Here is a 20,427-nt window from a genome sequence, read left to right on the forward strand (position 1 = left end):
TCGCGAGGTTTCACCGGATGAGAATCCTCGGCATCCTTTGCCTGCTCCTGACCCTCGGCGGTTGCAGCTCCTTGCTGTTCTACCCCGAGCCGGGTCAGATCTTCACCCCGGAAAAAGCCAAGCTCGAATACCGCACCGTCACCCTGACCACCGCCGACGGCCTCAAACTGAACGCCTGGTGGCTGCCGGCCAAGCCCGGGGTCGAGGTCAAGGGCACGGTGTTGCACCTGCACGGCAACGGCGGCAACCTGCCGATGCACCTGGGCGGGAGCTGGTGGCTGCCGAAAAACGGCTACCAAGTGCTGCTGGTGGACTATCGCGGTTACGGCTTGTCCGAAGGCGAACCGAGCCTGCCAGCGATCTATCAGGACATTGATGCCGCCTTCGCCTGGCTGGACAAGGCGCCGGAAGTCAAAGGCAAACCGCTGGTGTTGCTGGGTCAGAGCCTCGGCGGGGCGATGGCGGTGCATTGGCTGGTGCAACATCCGCAAAGACAAAAACAGCTCAAGGCCCTGGTGCTCGACGGCGTGCCCGCCAGTTACCGCAGCGTCGGCCAATACGCCCTCAGCACCTCGTGGCTGACCTGGCCATTTCAGGTGCCGCTGTCGTGGCTGGTGCCGGATGGCGACAGTGCGATCAACGCGATGCCGCAACTCAACGGCGTGCCGAAACTGATCTTCCACAGCCTCGACGATCCGCTGGTGCCCCTTTCCAACGGCATCCGTCTGTATCAAGCTGCGCCGCCACCGCGCGTGCTGCAGCTGACCCGGGGCGGGCATGTGCAGACTTTCGGCGACCCCGTCTGGCGGCAGGTGATGCTGCGCTACCTCGACGACCCCGAACACTTCAACGGCCTGCGCCGCCTCGGCGAGATCCCGAACTATCCAACACCCCCGAATTCTGAAGACGAACCACCAGAGAGTCCGCAATGAGTGAAGAACGTAACGCCATCCCGCTGATCATCACCGGTATCTGCAGCATCCTCGGCACCGTCGGCGCCCTGTGGTACTACGGCTACCTGCACTTCGCCAAACCCGAGGATGCGTTGCTGCTCAACGAATTCACCATGCTCAAGACCATTCCCGGCGAAGACTACAAAGTTTCCCTGACCCCGGCGCCGCAAGTGGCGCAGTGCATCGATGGCGTGCTGGTGCTGTTCGACACCGAACAGAAAGGCCTGACCGGGGTGCTGGTCAATAGCCAGAAAAAGGCCGTGCGCTGCATGGGCCAGGAGACGCCGCAGAAGCTCGAAGAGTAAACCTGCGACAAACAAAAAAGCCCCGCCTGATCACTCAGGCGGGGCTTTTCATTTACCGCTCAGCAAATCAGTGCGCGGTCGAGCTCACGGCCGAGCGCGGCACTACTGGCTGGTTGTCGTTGGAAATGGTCACTTCCACCCGACGGTTCATTGCACGGCCCGAAACGCTGCCGTTATCCGCCACCGGGTATTCCTTGCCATAACCCTGGGCCACGATGCGCGACGGGTCGACGCCCATCTTGATCAGTGCAACCTGCACCGATGTCGCACGACGCTCGGACAGCGACTGGTTGTAGTTCGCCGTACCGGTGCTGTCGGTGTAGCCCTCGACGATCACTTTGCGGTCAGGGTTTTCCTGGAGGAACTGCGCCAGTTTGTTGATGTTCACCAGACCGCTGGATTTCAGATCGGCCTTGTTGGTGGCGAACAGCACGTCACCGAAGGTCACCAGCGTACCGCGATCAGTCTGCTTGGCGTTGAGGCTGTCCTGCAGCTGCTTGATCTGCTGATCGCGAGCGTCCAGACGGGCCTGGGCACGTTGGGCGGCGGCGTTCTTCAGGTTGTTTTCAGCGGTACGCAGGGCGATGGTCTGCTTGGCCACTTCCACGCGCTGGTTGGTCAGATAGGCCAGTTGGTCGACCTTGTGCTGGTCTTCCTTGTCCAGATAAGCCTTGTCGGCCTTGTCCAGGTAATCACTGGCATCCTTGGTTTCCAGCGCCGCGACTTTGCTGGCCTGCGGGTTGGCTTGCAGGCCGGCGTAGTTGGTGCGCGCCTGTTCCAGGTTCGGGTTCGGCGGCGTCGAGCAGGCAGCCAGGGCAACGCTTGCGGCCAGGAGAGCGGGGATCATCAGTTGTTTACGCATAATCGTTCGTCCTTTCTATCGATAAGAGTTTCAGCCTTGCGGTCGGGATGCGCGCTTACTGCACGGTGCGCTGACTTTCCTGACGCAGTTCCTGAACACCTTTCTGGGAATCCTTCACCGCTTGTTCGGCTTTCATTGCCTGAGCCTTGCGTTCAGCGACGCGGGCGTCCCACTCGGCCTGTTCGGACAATGTGCGAGCCTCGTCATATTTCTTGTCGTGCATGGCGATTTCGGCTTGTTTGAGCTTGTCCTGCGCCTGCTTCATTTCCACGGCGGCGAATTCGGTACCGCCGGCGCTGACCGCGCTGTTGACCGCCGATTGCGTCACGGCGTACTGCTCGGTCGGTGGATTGCCGGCGCAACCGGCCAGCACGAAGCTGGTGCCGATGGCGAGAGCGGCCAGTTTCAGACCGCGCAGGTGGGAAAACGAGGTTTGGGTCTTCATGGTCTTCAACTCCATTGGTTAACTCCTTGAAAGCTTCGAAATCCATCCTGGTAGCGGAGCCGCAACCGTCATGTGCAAGTGCGTTTTGAAACGCTCGTTCCAGGCGTGGTTACCTGTTCCGACCGAAGGCATTTTTCAAAAGTTCAGAAAAGATGGCTCATCGCCAAAAAATATTCTGACCAAACGGACAAGGCTCTAAACCGGGAACTTTGACGGGGGAGAGTGGTACGCGCGGGCGAAAAATGGCGTAAAAGCGCAGGAGAAATTCAGTCCCTGTGGGAGCTGGCTTGCCAGCGATGAGGCCATCGAAGGCAAACCATCTCCCACAGTTTTGAAGTATCGGGGATCAGTGTTTCTGCTTGCCGGCTGCAGCCGACAAGTCATGCAAATGCCGCCGTGACAGCGCGAGAAAACGCGGAGTCGGGCCGACATCTTCATACAGCGGATCGCCTTCCTCGTCGGTGGCGACCACGGTCGAACCTTTCACATACGGCAGGCTCGCTTCGAACTCTTCGAGAGCGGCGCCGATCAGCTCGCCGAGCAGTTCTTCGGCGTGGCGTTTGGGGTACATCTCGGCGATCGCCGCCAGCCGTGCGGCAGCTTCCACATCCAGATGAATCGTGTAGCCGGTATCGGTCAGGCAGCCCTTGGCGGTTTCTTCCCAATGCTGGGCGAGTTCACGGATTTTCATAAAAACCTCATGTCGCACCTGCTCATAGCAGGTCTTGGTGAGTGTTCGCCGTGAGCCGGCGGCAAGCCGTTGTGCGGCTTACTGTTGAGACTAGCTTCAAGCCTCAAGGTTTAAAGTCCCTTCGTCGTCTGCTTGTAAGAAGCGTCCCAGAGCGGCACTCTCTGTTCATCCACTCACTTGCGATCCGTCACCGATTACTGCTGGAGAGATGCTGATGACCGATATTGATGCACGCTTGCGCGAAGACGTTCACCTGCTCGGTGAGCTGTTGGGCAACACCATTCGTGACCAGTACGGCGAGGCGTTTCTCGACAAGATCGAGCAGATCCGCAAGGGCGCCAAGGCCGACCGGCGCGGCTCGATGGACGCCGAACTCAGCGCCAGCCTCAATCAGTTGAGCGAAGACGAACTACTGCCGGTGGCGCGGGCCTTCAACCAGTTTCTCAACCTGGCGAACATCGCCGAGCAGTACCAGCTCATCCATCGCCGCGAAGAGACCCAGGCCGCGCCGTTCGAGTCCCGCGTGCTGCCGGAACTGCTCGCCCGCCTGCGCAACGAAGGGCACAGCGCTGAATCCCTGGCCCGGCAACTGGCGCGGCTGGAGATCGAACTGGTGCTCACCGCGCACCCGACTGAAGTGGCCCGCCGCACGCTGATCCAGAAGTACGACGCGATTGCCGCGCAACTGGCAGCCCAGGATCACCGCGACCTGACCACGGCCGAACGCGAGCAGATCCACAACACCCTGCAACGCCTGATCGCCGAAGCCTGGCACACCGAAGAAATCCGCCGCACCCGGCCAACCCCGGTGGACGAAGCCAAGTGGGGTTTTGCGGTGATCGAGCATTCGCTGTGGCAGGCGATTCCCAACCATATGCGCAAGGCCGATCAGGCGCTGTTCGCCGCCACCGGTTTGCGCTTGCCGCTGGAAGCCGCGCCGATCCGCTTCGCTTCGTGGATGGGCGGCGACCGTGACGGCAACCCGAACGTGACCGCTGCCGTGACCCGCGAAGTGTTGTTGCTGGCGCGCTGGATGGCGGCGGATCTTTACCTGCGTGACGTCGATCACCTGGCCGCCGAACTGTCGATGCAGCAGGCCAGCGAAGCGCTCAAGGCCCGGGCCGGCGACAGTGCCGAGCCGTATCGTGCGGTGCTCAAGCAATTGCGTGAACGGCTGCGCGCCACGCGTAACTGGGCCCATGCATCGCTGACCGCCACCACGCCGGCCCCGGCCGATGTGTTGCACAACAACCGCGACCTGCTCGATCCGCTGGAGCTGTGCTTCAACTCGCTGCACGAATGCGGCATGGGCGTGATCGCCGACGGGCCGTTGCTCGATTGTCTGCGTCGGGCTGTAACCTTCGGCCTGTTCCTGGTGCGCCTCGATGTGCGTCAGGACTCGTCCCGCCACAGCGCAGCCATGACTGAAATCACCGATTACCTCGGCCTCGGCAAGTACGAGGAGTGGGACGAAGAACAGCGCATCAGCTTCCTGACTCGCGAACTGCAAAACCGTCGGCCGTTGCTGCCGGCGCATTTCAAACCCTCGGCCGACACCGCCGAAGTGCTCGCCACCTGCAAGGAAATCGCCGCCGCGCCGGGCGCTTCGCTGGGCTCCTACGTGATCTCCATGGCCGGTGCCGCTTCCGATGTGCTTGCGGTGCAATTGCTGCTCAAGGAATCCGGCGTACTGCGGCCGATGCGCGTGGTGCCGTTGTTCGAAACCCTCGCCGACCTCGACAACGCCGGCCCGGTGATCGAACGTCTGTTGCTGCTGCCGGGTTACCGCGCGCGGCTGCAAGGCCCGCAGGAAGTGATGATCGGCTATTCCGACTCTGCCAAGGACGCCGGCACCACGGCGGCGGCCTGGGCGCAATACCGGGCTCAGGAACGGCTGGTGGAAATCTGTCGCGAGCAGCAAGTTGAACTGCTGCTGTTCCACGGTCGCGGTGGCACCGTGGGCCGTGGCGGCGGCCCGGCGCACGCGGCGATTCTGTCGCAGCCGCCGGGTTCGGTGGCGGGACGTTTCCGCACCACCGAGCAGGGGGAAATGATTCGGTTCAAATTCGGCCTGCCGGACATCGCCGAACAAAACCTCAATCTGTATCTGGCCGCTGTGCTCGAAGCGACCTTGTTGCCGCCGCCGCCACCGACGCCTGAATGGCGGCATTTGATGGATGAACTGGCCGCTGACGGTGTCGCCGCTTACCGTGCGGTGGTGCGGGAAAATCCGCAGTTCGTCGAGTATTTCCGCCAGTCCACACCGGAGCAGGAGTTGGGGCGCTTGCCATTGGGCAGCCGTCCGGCCAAGCGCCGCGCCGGTGGCATCGAAAGTCTGCGGGCGATTCCGTGGATCTTCGGCTGGACCCAGACCCGCCTGATGCTGCCGGCCTGGCTCGGCTGGGAAACCGCGTTGAGCAAAGCGCTGGAGCGCGGCGAAGGCGAATTGCTGGGGCAGATGCGCGAGCAGTGGCCGTTCTTCCGCACGCGCATCGACATGCTGGAGATGGTGCTGGCCAAGGCCGACGCCGACATTGCGCTGTCCTACGACGAGCGTCTGGTGGAGTCTGACTTGCTGCCTTTGGGTGCGCACTTGCGCGACCTATTGTCGCAGGCGTGTTCCGTAGTCCTCGGCCTGACCGGTCAGTCGCAGCTACTGGCACATAGCCCGGACACCCTGGAATTCATCCGTCTGCGCAACACCTACCTCGACCCGCTGCATCTATTGCAGGCCGAGTTGCTGGCGCGCTCGCGGCAGCAGAATGTCGAGCAGGGCAGCCCGGTGGAACAGGCGTTGCTGGTGTCTGTGGCGGGGATTGCCGCCGGTTTGCGAAATACCGGCTAAGGTTTTCTGCGTGGGGCGGGGCACCCGGGGCGAACCTCGGGTGCCGTTTATTGGCCGTGGGAAAAATGCGGTCAGGCGACAGTTAATGATGGGGTTGCGACTTGGGGAACCGCGTCGCAAGGTCGCGGCGGGCGCCGGTTTCTCCGACTTTTGGCGTCTTGTGTGGGCGCAGCCTGCTGTGTATCTTGATCAGCCTTTGGCCGTTTGGGCGGCCACGACCCGTTTTTTGAGATTGGCCCCACGAGGCGAATCCGTTGTTTTTTATATAAAAAATTGAGGAGCACATCGATGCGCGTCATTCTGCTGGGAGCTCCCGGGGCCGGTAAAGGTACTCAGGCTAAGTTCATCACCGAGAAATTCGGCATTCCGCAAATCTCCACCGGAGACATGCTGCGTGCTGCGGTCAAGGCCGGCACCGAGCTGGGCATCAAGGCCAAGAGCATCATGGATGCCGGCGGCCTGGTGTCGGATGACCTGATCATCGCGCTGGTCAAGGACCGTATCGCTCAAGCCGATTGCGCCAAGGGTTTCCTGTTCGATGGCTTCCCGCGCACCATTCCTCAGGCTGAAGCACTGGTGACTGCCGGTGTCGAGCTGGACGCCGTGGTCGAAATCGCCGTTGAAGACGAAGAAATCGTTCAGCGTATCGCCGGTCGTCGCGTTCACGAGGCCAGCGGCCGCGTTTACCACATCGTCTACAACCCGCCGAAAATTGCCGGTAAAGACGACATCACCGGCGAAGAGCTGGTACAGCGCAAGGACGACACCGAAGAAACCGTGCGTCATCGCCTGTCGGTCTACCACTCGCAGACCAAGCCGCTGGTGGAGTTCTACCAGAACCTGTCCGCCAGGAACGGTGGCAAGCCGAAGTACAGCCACATCCCTGGCGTCGGTTCGGTTGAAGCGATCACCGCCAAGGTGCTTGAAGCGCTGAGCTGAAAAACCTGATCCGCTGCATCATCCACGGCCCGCTTGCGGGCCGTAGTTGTTTATACTGGCGCACTTTTTCCCCACCTGATTTACGGACACATCGATGAGCACCTTGCTGGCCCTGGACACCGCGACTGAAGCTTGCTCCGTTGCCTTGCTGCATGACGGCAAGGTCACGAGCCATTACGAGGTGATCCCGCGCCTGCATGCGCAGAAACTGCTGCCGATGATCCAGCAACTGCTGGCCGACGCCGGCACCACCCTGCAAGCGGTGGACGCCATCGCCTTCGGCCGTGGCCCGGGCGCTTTCACCGGCGTGCGGATTGCCATCGGCGTGGTGCAGGGCCTGGCGTTTGCGCTGGATCGCCCGGTGTTGCCGGTGTCGAACCTGGCCGTGCTGGCGCAACGGGCTTATCGCGAGCACGGCGTGAGCCAGGTCGCGGCCGCCATCGATGCGCGGATGGATGAGGTGTATTGGGGCTGCTACCGCGAGACGGCCGGGAAGATGCGTCTGGTCGGCGCCGAGGCGGTTCTGCCGCCGGAAGTCGCCGCGCTGCCGGACGATGCCTCGGGTGACTGGTTTGGTGCCGGCACTGGCTGGGGTTATGGCGAACGCATCGCTGTAAACCTGAGCGGTTCCGATGCCGGCATGCTGCCCCACGCCGAAGACCTGCTGACTCTCGCGCGATTCGCCTGGGAGCGTGGCGAAGCGATTCCGGCAGACGACGCCCAGCCGGTTTATCTGCGTGACAAAGTGGCCACTCCGAAAGCCCGCTGAGTCCATTCACCCTGTGGCATTCGCCGCAGGGTTCTCCCGTTCCTGCCAATCGTCCGTTTCCAACCCCGCGCTTTAAACCTTTTGTCTTTTATGTGTTCTAGTTATCACTCGGCGATTTGCTAAGTCGGTCAGGTGCCGCTAAATTGCCATCATCGATACCGAGCATGACTTTATGCGTATAGACGGCGTTTCCACTCATTCCTACCCCATCAAGCGCAAGCCTCGCAAAGGCAATCCGGCGCTGGATGAGTCCGTCGACGATATCGACGGCGAGCTGGAATTCCCGACCGAAGAGCAACTGGCTGCCCGTGCCGCCAAAGCCACCGCGCAACGCCTGAGCAATCTGCCCGCCCGCCAACAAGACATGATTTATCACCGCGCGATGAAGAAAAGCGTGGCCATGGCCCTGGCCAGCTACCTGAGCACCGCCGGTTTTGTCGATTGGGATGCAGACGTGCTGGGCCTCGATCTGTACATCTGATGGATCTGCCTTACTACCTCGGTTGCCCGTCCTGGAGCGAAAACGCCTGGCGCGAGTACCTGTATCCGGTAGACGCCAGGACCTCCGATTTCCTCGGGCTCTATTCACAAGTGTTCAACGCCGTGGAAGGCAACACGACCTTCTACGCCAGCCCTTCGCCCGCCACCGTGCAGCGTTGGGCCGAGGTGATGCCGGAACACTTTCGTTTTACCGCCAAGTTTCCCGGTGACATCAGCCACAGCGGCGACTTGCGCGATCAACTGACCGCCGCCGAAACCTTCCTTCAGCTACTCAAGCCGCTCGGTGAGCGCGTCTCGCCAATGTGGCTGCAACTGTCGAAAAGCTTCACGCCGCATCGCTTGCCGGAGCTCGCCGCGTTTATCGATGCGCTGGATTGTCCGCTGGCGGTGGAAGTGCGCCACGAACAGTTCTTCGCCAAGGGTGAGAGTGAGCGACTGCTCAACCGGCTGTTGCTGGATCGCGGCGTGGAGCGCATCTGCCTCGATCCACGCGCCTTGTTCAGTTGCCTGTCCACCGAATCGTCGGTGATCCACGCCCAATCGAAAAAGCCCCGCGTACCGACGCGTCCGGCAGCGTTCACTCAATTCCCGCAGGTGCGCTTCATCGGCCATCCGGAGCTTGAGGCCAACGATCCGTTCCTGGTGCCGTGGGTGACGAAGATCGCCGAGTGGATCGAAGAGGGCCGCACGCCTTACATCTTCCTGCACACCGCCGACAACCTTCTCGCAGCGAAGCTGGCGCAACGTTTCCACGCACAACTGATGCAACGTTTGCCTGGCCTGCGACCTTTGCCTGAGCTATACAGAGAACCCGCCGCCGAGCAACTTGGCCTGCTCTGAGGCGGATTTCTTTCCTGCCCAGGAGCCTGCCGATGGACGCCCAAGCCCGTCAACAACAAGTCCGTAAAGCCGAAGCCTTCAAAGCCCTGCACGAACGCCCCGGGATTTTCGTGATTCCCAATCCATGGGATGCCGGTTCCGCGAAGATGCTCGCCAGTCTCGGCTATCAGGCACTGGCGACCACCAGCGCCGGTTATGCGTTTTCCCAAGGCAAGCCCGATGGTGGCCTGAGTCTCGACGATACCCTGGCCAATGTCCGGGCGATTGTCGCGGCCACCGATCTGCCGGTGGCGGTGGATCTGGAAAACGGCTTCGCCGACGCCCCGGCCGAATCGGCGCAAAGTCTGATCCGCGCGGCGGAAGCAGGCGCCGTGGGTGGTTCGATCGAAGATGCCACCGGCCGGGAAGACTTGCCGATCTACTGCTTCGAACACGCCGTGGCGCGGATCGAAGCCGCCGTCGCTGCCGTGCGCACCTTGCCGTTTCCCTTCATGCTGACGGCCCGTGCGGAAAACTACCTGCACGGCAATCCCGATATCAACGACACCATCCGCCGCTTGCAGGCCTTTGCCGAAGCCGGCGCCGACGTGTTGTACGCGCCGGGTCTACGCACCGCCGAAGAAGTTCTGGCGGTGGTGCGCGCGGTGGCGCCGAAACCGGTCAATGTGTTGATGTCCGGCGGCTTGAAACTGACGGTGCAGCAGCTGGAAGAAATGGGCGTGAAGCGGATCAGCACCGGTTCGGCGCTGGCACTGGCGGCGTTCGGCGAGTTTTTCCGCGCGGCTGAAGAAATCCAGCAGTCCGGCACGTTCACCTTTACCTCTCGTTCGATGCCGTACGCCAAGGCCAATCATTTCTTCAAGGGATGAGCATGGGGCGCTGGCTGCTGTTGGCAGGGCTGCTGATCATCGGTGGCAGCCTGATCGGCGTCTGGCGCGGTTGGCTCGATGTGCCGCCGCAATGGAACCCGTGGGCGCCACTGGACGTGCAGGCGACGCCCAACTGGCTCACGGGCTACAAGTTGATGCGCCTGCGCAGCGATCCGGCCTTGTGTGAGCAGGCATTGGGCAGCTCCGGCCTGCGGGTTTCGCCACAGGCCGACAGTCCGGATGCCAAATGCCCGCTGATCGGCGCTTTGCGCGTGCAGGGCGGCGGGGTGGGGCTCAGCAGCAGCTTTCTCGCCAGTTGCCCGTTGGCCGTGGCGTTTGCGCTGTTCGAGCGCCATACGCTGCAACCGGCGGCGCAGCAGGTCTACAGTCAGCCTGTGGCGCGGGTCGATCACCTCGGCAGCTTCGCCTGCCGCAACGTCTACAACCGCGAGAACGGCGCGCTCAGCCGCCATGCCAGCGCCGATGCGCTGGACATCGCCGGCTTCCGTCTGGCGGATGGTCGCGCGATCAGCGTGCTCAGGGACTGGCCGAAGCAAAACCAGGACGCGCAGTTTCTACGGCAGGTGCGCGATGGCGCCTGCGAGGCGTTCAGTGTGGTGTTGAGTCCGGATTACAACGCCGCCCATCGCAATCACTTTCATGTCGATGTCGGGCGCTGGAGCGTGTGCCGCTGAGGGATCAGGCGGCGATGCGCAGGTTCTGCTGAACGATCGGGCGCACCCAGCCGTTATCGAAGTCCAGGGCTTTCTGCTGCTCGACGATTTCTTCCGGCGGGAACGGCGGGTAAGGCTGCAGCAGATCCAAGTCGAACTCGGCAATCGGCAGGTACAGCGGCTTTTTCTGCGGGGCAGGTCCGGGTTCCGGAATTGGCTGGCCGTTGTTGATCACGACCGGACGAACCCAGCTGCTGTCGAAATCCTGCTGCTTTTGCTGAGTCTTGATTTCTTCTGCCGGGAACGGAGGGTATGGCTCGGCCAGTGTCATGTCGATTTCGGCGATCGGCAGGAACAGCGGCTCCGGCGGACGCACCTCGGTTTCAACCACATCGCATTCACGCTGGCTGACGATGTGCGCGTGCAGTTCGCTGCCAACGGTCGGTTCTTCAGGGCTTTGCAGATCGACCGGCGGGAAAGTGCCGCAGGCCGGCACCACATCACTGGATTGTTCGGCCAGTGCCTGGGCAAAGAAATCCTGCCACAGGTGGCTGACGCCGCCCAATGCTTGAGTGTTATGACGGCTGAAGTCGCCTGTGGGCGAAATGTAGCCAATCGATGTGGGAAGAATGCCTGACATTTTTTTCGGTTGACGCTCAGCTCTGGCAAAATGCGCGTTGATTGGGTTATCGGCGGATTTTGCCGATCCTTAACTTTTTTGAGCGTGTTTTCCATGATTGAGCAACCCGCGGCCTGCCGCATCCATGTCGAGGCCCTCGGCCCGACGTTCGAAGCGCAGGCCGAGCAGTGGGCGCAGCGCCTGAACCTGCCGTTGCAGGTGGCCGACGGCGAGTTTGCCCTGCAGGTCGGCGAGCAGGGTTTGCAACTGCAACAGCTTGGGCCGGATGCGCCGGGCCCGGTGCGGGTCGACTTCGTTGAGGGCGGTGCGGCCCATCGCCGGTTGTACGGCGGCGGCAGCGGGCAGATGATCGCCAAGGCGGTCGGCATCGCCCAAGGTGTGCGTCCACGGGTGCTGGATGCCACGGCAGGGCTGGGCAAGGATGCGTTCGTGCTGGCCAGTCTCGGTTGCGAGATGAGCCTGATCGAGCGCCAGCCATTGATCGGCGCCTTGCTGGAGGATGGTCTGGCCCGTGCTGCGGAAGACTTCGATGTGGCGCCGATCGTGGCGCGGATGAAGCTGCTCAAGGGCAACTCCATCGAGGTGATGCGCAATTGGGAGGGCGAGCCGCCGCAGGTGATCTACCTCGACCCGATGTTCCCGCATCGTGAGAAAACCGCGCTGGTGAAGAAGGAAATGCGCCTGTTCCGTCCGTTGGTAGGCGATGATCCGGATGCACCGGCGTTGCTGGAAGCAGCGTTGGCGCTGGCCACGCACCGGGTGGTGGTCAAGCGCCCGCGCAAGGCGCCGTGCATCGAAGGGCCGAAACCGAGTCATGCGCTGGATGGCAAATCCAGTCGCTATGACATCTACCCGAAGAAAGCGCTCAAGGCCTGAGACCGAGTCGTCCCCAATCGCTGGCAAGCCAGCTCCCACAGGTTCAGTGCTGTGCACACAATAGGTGACTAAACAGCGATCCCTGTGGGAGCTGGCTTGCCAGCGATAGCGTCAGTGCAGACGCCGCAGAAATCAGGGTCGATAGGCCCGCATGAACAGCCCGACCACTTCCCGCACATGACTTTCCGCCGCCTCGCCGCTCAGCGGCTCACCGCAGCCGTACAACAGGCGGAAATTTCCCGCACCCTTGATCAGGCAAAAGAAGTGCTCGGCGGCGTTATGCGGGTTGTCGATGCTCAGCACGCCGGTTTCGTGAATCCGCCGCAGCAACCGTTCCATCCCCTGCACCATGCGCTGGGGACCTGCCTCGAAGAAGATCAGCGACAGCTTCGGATCCTGACTGCCCAGCGCCATGATCAGGCGATGCAGGTTCACCGAATCATCGCTGTTGATCAGGTGGTGAAAGCCGCGCGCAATGTTCAGCAACACATTTTCCACCGCGATGCCGTCGGGCAATTCGAAGAACAGCGGCGGCAATTGTTCCTCGCATTTGGCCACCACGGCGGCAGAGAACAGCGTCTCCTTGTCGTTGAAATGGCTGTAGACCGTCAGCTTCGACACACCAGCCTCGGCGGCCACCGCGTCCATGCTGGTGTTGGCATAGCCATGACTCAGAAACAGGATTTTCGCCGCCTCGAGAATCGCCTGGCGCTTGGCCGGATCCTTCGGTCGGCCGGGGCCGTTTGGAGTGGAAAGATTGTTCGACATTCTTCGCTTTTAATACTGGACTGGTGAGTTTGCTATTAATAACATACCGGCCAGTATAATTATTCCAAGCCTCCTTAGCGAAAGGTCCTTCACCATGTTCCGCCATGCGTTGTCCTTTGCGGTGCCAGTCAGTCTGGCGTTTTTATTGTCGGCATGTGGCAAGGAAGAGGTGACGCCAGTCAGCGTGCGACCGGCCATGGTGGTGCAGCCAGAGCCTTCGGCGCAGGCAATGGAAAGTTATCCGGGCGAGGTGCGCGCCCGCTACGAACCCGATCTGGCGTTCCGCATCGGCGGCAAAGTCAACCGACGACTGGTCGAGGAAGGCCAGCGCGTGAAAGCCGATCAACCGCTCGCCGAACTCGATCCGCAGGATGTGCGCCTGCAACTGGAAGCCACCCGGGCCCAGGTCGCGGCCGCCGAAGCCAACCTGAACCTGGTGCGTGCCGAACGTGACCGCTACAAGACCCTGATGGAACGGCAGATGGTCAGTCGCTCGGCCTACGACAATGCCGAGAACCTTTACCGCTCCGGCGAAGCCCGCCTCAAACAGATCAAAGCCGAATTCAACGTCTCGACCAATCAGGCCAGTTACGCCGTGCTGCGCGCGCCTCAGGATGGCGTGGTGGCCAAGCGTTCGGTGGAAGTCGGGCAAGTGGTCGCCGCCGGACAAACCGTTTTCACCCTCGCCACTGACGGCGAACGGGAAGTGCTGATCAGCCTGCCGGAGCAGAGTTTCGGCCGCTTCAAGGTTGGCCAGCCGGTGTCGGTGGAACTGTGGACACAACAGAACCAGCGCTTTGCCGGGCAGATCCGCGAGCTGTCGCCGGCCGCCGATCCAAAGTCCCGCACCTTCGCCGCGCGTATTTCATTCACCTCCGGCAAAGTCCCGGCAGAACTGGGCCAGAGCGCCCGGGTCTTCGTGCAGACCGCCGATGTCATCCCGCTGTCGGTGCCGCTCTCGGCGCTGACGGCCGAAAACGGCGCGACCTACGTCTGGGTCGTCAGCGCCAACAACACGTTGAAAAAGACCCCGGTGCGTACCGGCCCGTTCGGTGAGAAAACCGTGCCGGTGCTCGAAGGCCTGAACGCCAGCGACTGGGTGGTCGCCGCTGGCGTTCACGTGCTGCTGGAAGGGCAGCAGGTGCGTCCGGTGGATCGCTCCAACCGCGTGGTCAATCTGGCGGACAAGGAGTAATCCCCGATGGGTTTCAATCTTTCCGCCTGGGCGCTGCGCAATCGCCAGATCGTACTGTTCCTGATGCTTTTGCTGGCGATCGTCGGCGCCTTGTCCTACACCAAGCTCGGCCAGAGTGAAGACCCGCCGTTCACCTTCAAGGCCATGGTCATCCAGACCCGCTGGCCGGGCGCAACGGCGCAGGAAGTCTCGCGCCAGGTCACCGAGCGCATCGAAAAGAAACTGATGGAAACCGGCGAGTACGAGCGCATCGTTTCGTTCTCGCGCCCCGGTGAATCCCAGGTCACGTTCATTGCCCGCGACTCCATGCATTCGGTGGAGATTCCGGACCTCTGGTATCAGGTGCGCAAGAAAGTCAGCGACATTCGCCAGACCTTGCCGCCGGGGATTCAGGGGCCGTTTTTCAATGATGAGTTCGGCACCACCTTCGGCAATATCTATGCGCTGACCGGCGACGGTTTCGACTACGCGGTGCTCAAGGATTACGCCGACCGCATCCAGATCCAGCTGCAACGGGTCAAGGACGTCGGCAAGGTCGATCTGCTCGGTTTGCAGGACGAGAAGATCTGGGTCGAGCTGTCCAACGTCAAACTCGCCACCCTCGGCTTGCCGCTGGCAGCCGTGCAGCAGGCGCTGGAGGAACAGAACGCGGTATCCACCGCGGGCTTCTTCGAAACCGGCAGCGAGCGATTGCAGCTACGGGTCTCGGGGAATTTTCAGACAGTCGACGAGATCAAGAACTTCCCGATCCGGGTCGGTGATCGTACGTTCCGCATCTCCGATGTCGCCGACGTGCGGCGCGGTTTCAACGATCCTCCGGCGCCGCGCATGCGCTTCATGGGTGAGGACGCCATCGGTCTTGCGGTGGCGATGAAGGACGGCGGCGACATTCTGGTACTGGGCAAGGCCCTGGAAATCGAGTTCGCCCGCATCCAGAAAAACCTCCCGGCCGGCATGCAGTTGCGCAAGGTCTCCGATCAGCCAGCAGCCGTGAAAACCGGCGTGGGTGAGTTCGTCCAGGTGCTGGTCGAAGCGCTGGCCATCGTGTTGCTGGTGAGCTTCTTCTCCCTCGGCGTGCGCACCGGCATGGTGGTGGCGCTGACTATTCCGCTGGTGCTGGCGATGACGTTCGCCTGCATGTATTACCTCGGCATCGGCCTGCACAAGATTTCCCTCGGCGCGCTGGTGCTGGCGCTGGGTTTGCTGGTGGACGACGCGATCATCGCCGTGGAAATGATGGCGATCAAAATGGAGCAGGGTTTCGACCGGATCAAGGCTGCCAGTTATGCGTGGACCAGCACCGCGTTCCCGATGCTCACCGGTACGCTGATCACCGCCGCAGGCTTCCTGCCGATTGCCACGGCGCAATCCGGCACCGGCGAATACACCCGTTCGATCTTCCAGGTGGTGACCATCGCCTTGCTCGCATCCTGGGTAGCGGCCGTGGTGTTCGTGCCGTATCTGGGGGAAAAGCTCCTGCCGGATCTGGCGAAAATTCATGCAGCCAAACACGGTACGGCGGACGGTCAGACCGATCCTTACGGAACGCCGTTCTACCAACGGGTGCGGCGTCTGGTGGAGTGGTGCGTGCGTCGGCGCAAAACCGTGATCGTGCTCACCGTGCTGCTGTTCGTGGCGTCGGTGGCGTTGTTCCGGTTCGTGCCGCAGCAGTTCTTCCCGGCGTCCGGGCGACTGGAGTTGATGGTCGATCTGAAGCTTGCCGAGGGCGCCTCGCTGGCCAATACCACGGGCGAGGTCAAGCGCCTGGAAGCGATGCTCAAGGATCACGCTGGCATCGACAACTATGTCGCTTATGTCGGCACCGGTTCGCCGCGCTTTTATCTGCCATTGGATCAACAACTGCCGGCGGCGAGCTTCGCCCAGTTTGTCGTGCTGGCGAAAACCATCGAGGAGCGCGAAGCGCTGCGCACGTGGCTGATCGACACCTTGAACGAGCAGTTCCCGTCCCTGCGCTCGCGGGTCACGCGCCTGGAGAACGGTCCTCCGGTTGGCTATCCGGTGCAGTTCCGTGTCACCGGCGAGCACATCGAAGAAGTTCGCGCGCTGGCCCGGAAAGTCGCGGCCAAGGTGCGTGAGAACCCGCATGTGGTGAACGTGCATCTGGACTGGGAAGAGCCGAGCAAGGTCGTCTACCTGAACATCGATCAGGATCGTGCCCGGGCGTTGGGTGTGAGCACGGCGAATCTGGCGAAATTCCTCCAGAGTTCGTTGACCGGTTCCAGTGTCAGCCAGTACCGCGAGGACAACGAACTGATCGAAATCCTCCTGCGCGGCACCGTGCACGAGCGCACCGAACTGTCGTTGCTGCCGAGTCTGGCGGTGCCGACCGACAACGGTCGCAGCGTCGCGCTGTCGCAGATTGCCACGCTGGAATATGGCTTCGAGGAAGGCATCATCTGGCACCGCAATCGCCTGCCGAACGTGACCGTGCGCGCGGACATTTACGGCAAGGAGCAACCGGCGACGCTGGTGAAGCAGATCATGCCGACGCTTGATCCGATCCGTGCCGAATTGCCGGACGGCTATCTGCTGGATGTCGGCGGTACGGTGGAGGATTCGGAGCGTGGGCAGAAGTCGGTGAACGCCGGGGTGCCAATGTTCATTGTCGTGGTGCTGACCTTGCTGATGGTGCAGTTGCGCAGTTTCTCGCGCACGGCGATGGTGTTTCTGACGGCACCGTTGGGGTTGATCGGGGTGACGCTGTTTCTGCTGGTGTTCCGTCAGCCGTTCGGGTTTGTGGCGATGCTCGGGACGATCGCGCTGTCGGGGATGATCATGCGTAACTCGGTGATTCTGGTGGATCAGATCGAGCAGGACATCGCCGCCGGGCTCAGGCCCTGGCAGGCGATCATCGAGGCGACCGTGCGGCGGTTCCGGCCGATTGTGTTGACGGCTTTGGCGGCGGTGCTGGCGATGATTCCGCTTTCTCGCAGTGTGTTTTTCGGGCCGATGGCAGTGGCGATCATGGGGGGGTTGATTGTTGCTACTGCTTTGACGCTTTTGTTTTTGCCGGCGTTGTATGCGGCTTGGTTCAGGGTGCGTAAGGAGTCTTGATTTGGTTTGGTGAGCGTGGCGGCCTTTGGGCCGGCCAGGCTCTTGGGGTTTTGGGTGAATATCCGTTTCTGCGGGTGTTGCCGCTGGCGGTTTCGCCCTTACGGCGAGTCCCTTTTGCAAACGCCGGAATGCCGGCCCAGCCAAAAGGAACCAAAACGCTGGGCCCCGGCGTTCGGCCCCTCGCTGGGGATCGGGGGTCCTTCGTTCCGGGATTCATCCGGGGGCATCGCCTCCGGTTTGCTTCGCTGCACCTCCTCTCGATGTGTTCGACTTCGTCGAACGGCGCTACGCGCCTGCCCCCGGATAAATCCCTCCACTCAGCCGGCCGAAGGGGCCGGCACGTCAAGAGCGGTACTCGAGCTAACGCTCATTGTGTTGAGTGGTGAGAAGCGAAGCGCATCGGAGTGTAGGGTTTTGCGCTTTTCTGTGGGAGCGAGCTTGCTCGCGAAGGCGGCCTGTCTGCCGACCATGCTCTATCGGTTGGACTCAATCTTGTCGGAGCTGGCCTGCTAGCGATGGCAGCCTGACAGCTGAGCAAAACAATGGTGTAGGACTCTGTGTCGCCTCCTACAAGTTTTTCAGACGCCTCCGATATTGAGTCGCTGTGTTGGCAGTGCTGTACTCGAGGCTGTTTTTCAGCCTTGTTTGAGTCAGCGTTGATGAAGAAACCGCCGGTATTGAAGGGGCGGGCCGATCCGGTCTTTGAGTTGTTGATGCGCGCGCCTCACAAGCAGCGTCTGGCGGATTATCTTGCGTTGCTCAAGCCGCTGGATGATCAGGGGCGGTATCTGCCTTTTGAGGATTTGCGGTATCGCTGGGCCAGCGGGCTGGATTCGCGTTTGTGTTGGGCGTTGGTCAAGAAGGCGCGAGTCGCTCAGTACATTCAGCTTCTGCCTTTGGGGGAACCGGCGCAGTGGGGGAAGTTTGTGCCGACGCCCACCGCGCAGAAGGCCCTTTCAGTGGTTGATCGGCAAACCACGACGGCGTCGCTGGAGTACATGACCAGCCAGATAGGCGAGCGGGCGCATTTCAGTTATTTGCTTGACGATTTGATCGAGGATGAGGCGATCAGCAGCAGTCAGCTGGAGGGCGCCGCGACCACCACTCGAGTTGCCAAGGACATGCTTAAGCAACGGCGTCAGCCGCGTACGCCGGATGAGCGGATGGTCATGGGTAATTACCGGATGATGAATTTCGCCTGGGAAAAACGTTACGAGCCATTGAGCGTGGAGTTGATAGCGTCGATCCATCGAGTCGGTGTCGAAGGCATTGATGACGAGCAGTATGACCCCGGGCTTTTCAGGACCAACGATGAAGTGGTGGTGCAGGACGGCGAAGGGAATACCGTGCACACGCCACCGCCTGCCGCTGGATTGGTGAGGCGACTGGATTTGCTCTCGCAGTGGATCAATCAACCACAGAGTTCACCTCGGCAAAAAAACTACCTGCATCCGCTGATCAAGGCGATCACGCTGCACTTTGCCCTGGGTTACGAACATCCGTTTCGCGATGGCAACGGGCGGGTCGCCAGGGCGCTGTTTTACTGGTTCATGTTCAAGCATGAGTTTTCGGCGTTCCGCTATATCGCGATCAGTCTTTTACTGCGCAACGCGCCGGTGAAGTATGGGCGGTCGTATTTGCACAGCGAGGCTGATGAACTCGATCTGACGTACTTCATCGAGTTTCAATGTTCGGTGATTCTGCGCGCGGTTGAGGGGTTTACCGATGTGTATCGCAAGAGTGTGGCGTACAGCGAAGACTTCGAGCACTGGCTGACCTGTTCGGGTTTTTTTGATCGGCTGACAGAGCGGCAGCGAGCGATTTATCAGGTGGCCAGAAGTGGGGTGGCGAAGGAGTTCACGGCGGGGAACGTCAAGGAGCATCTTGGTTGTGCCTACAACACAGCAGTGTCGGCGTTGAGCGGGTTGGTTGAGCTGCAGGTTTTCGAGAAGAAGAAAATGGGGCGCGAGTGGGTGTACTTTTTACGTGTATCTGCTGGTGGCGGATTGAATAACGGGAGTGAGACAGCTCACTCCCGTGTCGTGCCGGTTTAGAGCGTACCAAACACCTTCTTCGCCAGACTCGTCGCCGCAGCGGCCGGGTTCTTGCGGATGGTTTCTTCCTGTTTGCCGATCATTTCGAACAGGCCGTTGAGCGCTTGTTCGGTCACGTAGCTTTCGATGTTGGCGCTCTTCGCATCCACCACGCCGAAGGTCGCGGCCTGGCCGGCGAAGGCGTTGTATTTCTGGGCTACGCCTACCTTGTCGGTTGCCTGTTTGACGATCGGCAGGAACTTGGTGCGGATCTGTTCGCGGCTGGATTTGTCCAGGTATTGGGTGGCGGAGTCGTTGCCGCCGCTGAGGATGCCTTTGGCGTCTTCCACGCTCATTTTCTTCACGGCGTCGACGAGGATCGGCTGGGCCTGGGTGACGGCGGTTTCCGCGGCCTTGTTCATGGCGGTTTCCAGCTCATCGACCTGGGCGCCCATGCCGAAGGCTTTCATCTTGCCGGCGACTTTGCCGAGTTTGCCCGGGAGTTCGATCTTCACGTCCGGGTTGTTGCTGAAACCGCCCGGGGTGCCGAGTTGTTTGACGGCCAGTTGCGCGCCCTGGGTCAGGGCATCCTTGAGGCCGCCGGTGGCGTCGCCTTGCGACAGGTCGCCGAGGGACAGGGCCAGTGCGTTGGCGGAGATCATCAGGCCCGCGCACAGGCCGGCGAAGCGAAGGGTAGGACGGAGCATGGCGGCTTCCTTGTTCGGAGAGAGTTAGCGGGCAGCGTCGACGCGGATCTTCAGCGGCTGCGGATCCTTGCCATCGAGCTGCACGGCATGGTTTTCGGTGGTGATGAACATCAGCTCGCCGTTGACTTCGATGCGTGCGCTGACCGAGTAGCGGTGGCCGGGTTTGACCTGGGCCGGATCGTAGCTCAAATGAAACGGCAGCGGCACCTGGCCTTTGACCGGGCCTTTCTGTTCGTCGAGTACCACGGCCGGAGCGTCGGCCAGCGAAACGTCCTGCAGGCTCACGCTCAAGGTCGCACTTGGCGGCAGGGCGATGCGTTGCAGGTAGAACACTTCGCCATCGAGGCTGACCTTGCCGGCCGGTGAGGTCGACTGGCAGGCGCTGAGCAGGGTGGCGGCGGCAAGCAGGGAAAGTTTTTTCATCGGAGATCTCCGTATCG

20 protein-coding genes are annotated in these 20,427 nt (G+C 61.5%); 13 read left to right on the plus strand and 7 right to left on the minus strand.

The annotated features are described in order from the left end of the window. Positions 1-17 precede the first annotated feature (17 nt). Both KJY40_RS06510 and KJY40_RS06515 read left to right on the plus strand, forming a co-directional pair. Positions 18-932, plus strand: coding sequence for an alpha/beta hydrolase (locus KJY40_RS06510; RefSeq protein ID WP_007954702.1), 915 nt, complete (start codon positions 18-20; stop codon positions 930-932). Continuing rightward, positions 929-1,258, plus strand: a complete 330-nt coding sequence (locus tag KJY40_RS06515) for a hypothetical protein (protein ID WP_085609172.1) — start codon at positions 929-931, stop codon at positions 1,256-1,258. The genes KJY40_RS06510 and KJY40_RS06515 overlap by 4 nt, the downstream gene beginning before the upstream one ends. Positions 1,259-1,325: 67 nt before the next feature. Here KJY40_RS06515 and KJY40_RS06520 read toward each other — a convergent pair whose 3' ends face one another. The 3 genes from KJY40_RS06520 to KJY40_RS06530 all read right to left on the minus strand — a co-directional run bounded on the left by KJY40_RS06520 (position 1,326) and on the right by KJY40_RS06530 (position 3,256). Next, on the minus strand, positions 1,326-2,120 hold the full coding sequence (locus tag KJY40_RS06520; RefSeq protein ID WP_230735684.1) for an OmpA family protein: 795 nt from the start codon (positions 2,118-2,120) through the stop codon (positions 1,326-1,328). Positions 2,121-2,175: 55 nt separating this feature from the next. Next, complete coding sequence (locus KJY40_RS06525) at positions 2,176-2,580, minus strand: DUF4398 domain-containing protein (protein WP_007954708.1); 405 nt, start codon at positions 2,578-2,580, stop codon at positions 2,176-2,178. 331 nt (positions 2,581-2,911) lie between these two features. Continuing rightward, positions 2,912-3,256 (minus strand): pilin assembly protein, encoded by a 345-nt coding sequence (locus tag KJY40_RS06530; RefSeq protein WP_230735686.1) that lies wholly within the window; start codon positions 3,254-3,256, stop codon positions 2,912-2,914. Between the two features lie 214 nt (positions 3,257-3,470). On the opposite strand from KJY40_RS06530, the gene ppc reads away from it, so the two are divergent. The 7 genes from ppc (at position 3,471) to KJY40_RS06565 (ending at position 10,714) form a co-directional block, all read left to right on the plus strand. Beyond that, entirely contained in the window at positions 3,471-6,101 is a 2,631-nt protein-coding gene (ppc, locus tag KJY40_RS06535; RefSeq protein ID WP_007954713.1) for a phosphoenolpyruvate carboxylase, read from the plus strand. A 288-nt stretch (positions 6,102-6,389) separates the two neighbouring features. After that, positions 6,390-7,040 carry an adenylate kinase gene (gene adk, locus KJY40_RS06540; protein WP_230735688.1) on the plus strand — a complete coding sequence of 217 codons (651 nt, stop codon included), beginning with the start codon at positions 6,390-6,392 and terminating at the stop codon, positions 7,038-7,040. A gap of 94 nt (positions 7,041-7,134) precedes the next feature. Beyond that, positions 7,135-7,809 (plus strand): tRNA (adenosine(37)-N6)-threonylcarbamoyltransferase complex dimerization subunit type 1 TsaB, encoded by a 675-nt coding sequence (tsaB, locus tag KJY40_RS06545; RefSeq protein ID WP_230735690.1) that lies wholly within the window; start codon positions 7,135-7,137, stop codon positions 7,807-7,809. A gap of 172 nt (positions 7,810-7,981) precedes the next feature. Next, positions 7,982-8,290 (plus strand): hypothetical protein, encoded by a 309-nt coding sequence (locus tag KJY40_RS06550; protein ID WP_007954720.1) that lies wholly within the window; start codon positions 7,982-7,984, stop codon positions 8,288-8,290. Further along, positions 8,290-9,150, plus strand: coding sequence for a DUF72 domain-containing protein (locus KJY40_RS06555; protein ID WP_230735692.1), 861 nt, complete (start codon positions 8,290-8,292; stop codon positions 9,148-9,150). The genes KJY40_RS06550 and KJY40_RS06555 overlap by 1 nt, the downstream gene beginning before the upstream one ends. Before the next feature lie 32 nt (positions 9,151-9,182). Continuing rightward, entirely contained in the window at positions 9,183-10,019 is an 837-nt protein-coding gene (locus tag KJY40_RS06560) for an isocitrate lyase/PEP mutase family protein (RefSeq protein ID WP_230735694.1), read from the plus strand. A gap of 2 nt (positions 10,020-10,021) precedes the next feature. Then, positions 10,022-10,714, plus strand: coding sequence for an extensin-like domain-containing protein (locus KJY40_RS06565; protein ID WP_230735696.1), 693 nt, complete (start codon positions 10,022-10,024; stop codon positions 10,712-10,714). Between the two features lie 4 nt (positions 10,715-10,718). Here the strand turns inward: KJY40_RS06565 and KJY40_RS06570 are convergent, their stop codons facing one another. Beyond that, on the minus strand, positions 10,719-11,333 hold the full coding sequence (locus tag KJY40_RS06570) for a hypothetical protein (RefSeq protein WP_007954734.1): 615 nt from the start codon (positions 11,331-11,333) through the stop codon (positions 10,719-10,721). Positions 11,334-11,426: 93 nt separating this feature from the next. Here KJY40_RS06570 and KJY40_RS06575 point away from each other — a divergent pair, with 93 nt between their 5' ends. After that, the gene (locus KJY40_RS06575; protein ID WP_007954738.1) at positions 11,427-12,209 is read left to right on the plus strand and encodes a class I SAM-dependent methyltransferase; all 783 of its coding nucleotides are present in this window, start codon (positions 11,427-11,429) and stop codon (positions 12,207-12,209) included. A 132-nt stretch (positions 12,210-12,341) separates the two neighbouring features. Here KJY40_RS06575 and KJY40_RS06580 read toward each other — a convergent pair whose 3' ends face one another. Continuing rightward, the gene (locus KJY40_RS06580) at positions 12,342-12,977 is read right to left on the minus strand and encodes a TetR/AcrR family transcriptional regulator (protein WP_230735698.1); all 636 of its coding nucleotides are present in this window, start codon (positions 12,975-12,977) and stop codon (positions 12,342-12,344) included. A gap of 94 nt (positions 12,978-13,071) precedes the next feature. On the opposite strand from KJY40_RS06580, the gene KJY40_RS06585 reads away from it, so the two are divergent. From KJY40_RS06585 to KJY40_RS06595, 3 genes are all read left to right on the plus strand, one after another. Beyond that, positions 13,072-14,172, plus strand: a complete 1,101-nt coding sequence (locus KJY40_RS06585) for an efflux RND transporter periplasmic adaptor subunit (protein WP_230735700.1) — start codon at positions 13,072-13,074, stop codon at positions 14,170-14,172. 6 nt (positions 14,173-14,178) lie between these two features. Further along, positions 14,179-17,247, plus strand: coding sequence for an efflux RND transporter permease subunit (locus tag KJY40_RS06590; RefSeq protein ID WP_221532924.1), 3,069 nt, complete (start codon positions 14,179-14,181; stop codon positions 17,245-17,247). Positions 17,248-17,906: 659 nt separating this feature from the next. Further along, positions 17,907-19,301 carry a Fic family protein gene (locus KJY40_RS06595; RefSeq protein WP_230735702.1) on the plus strand — a complete coding sequence of 465 codons (1,395 nt, stop codon included), beginning with the start codon at positions 17,907-17,909 and terminating at the stop codon, positions 19,299-19,301. Here KJY40_RS06595 and KJY40_RS06600 read toward each other — a convergent pair. After that, entirely contained in the window at positions 19,298-19,987 is a 690-nt protein-coding gene (locus KJY40_RS06600) for a DUF4197 domain-containing protein (RefSeq protein WP_230735704.1), read from the minus strand. The genes KJY40_RS06595 and KJY40_RS06600 overlap by 4 nt on opposite strands. Positions 19,988-20,011: 24 nt before the next feature. Further along, complete coding sequence (locus KJY40_RS06605; protein ID WP_085605193.1) at positions 20,012-20,410, minus strand: YbaY family lipoprotein; 399 nt, start codon at positions 20,408-20,410, stop codon at positions 20,012-20,014. Positions 20,411-20,427 lie beyond the last annotated feature (17 nt).

Source organism: Pseudomonas fitomaticsae (assembly GCF_021018765.1).
Classification (GTDB): Bacteria; Pseudomonadota; Gammaproteobacteria; order Pseudomonadales; family Pseudomonadaceae; genus Aquipseudomonas; species Aquipseudomonas fitomaticsae.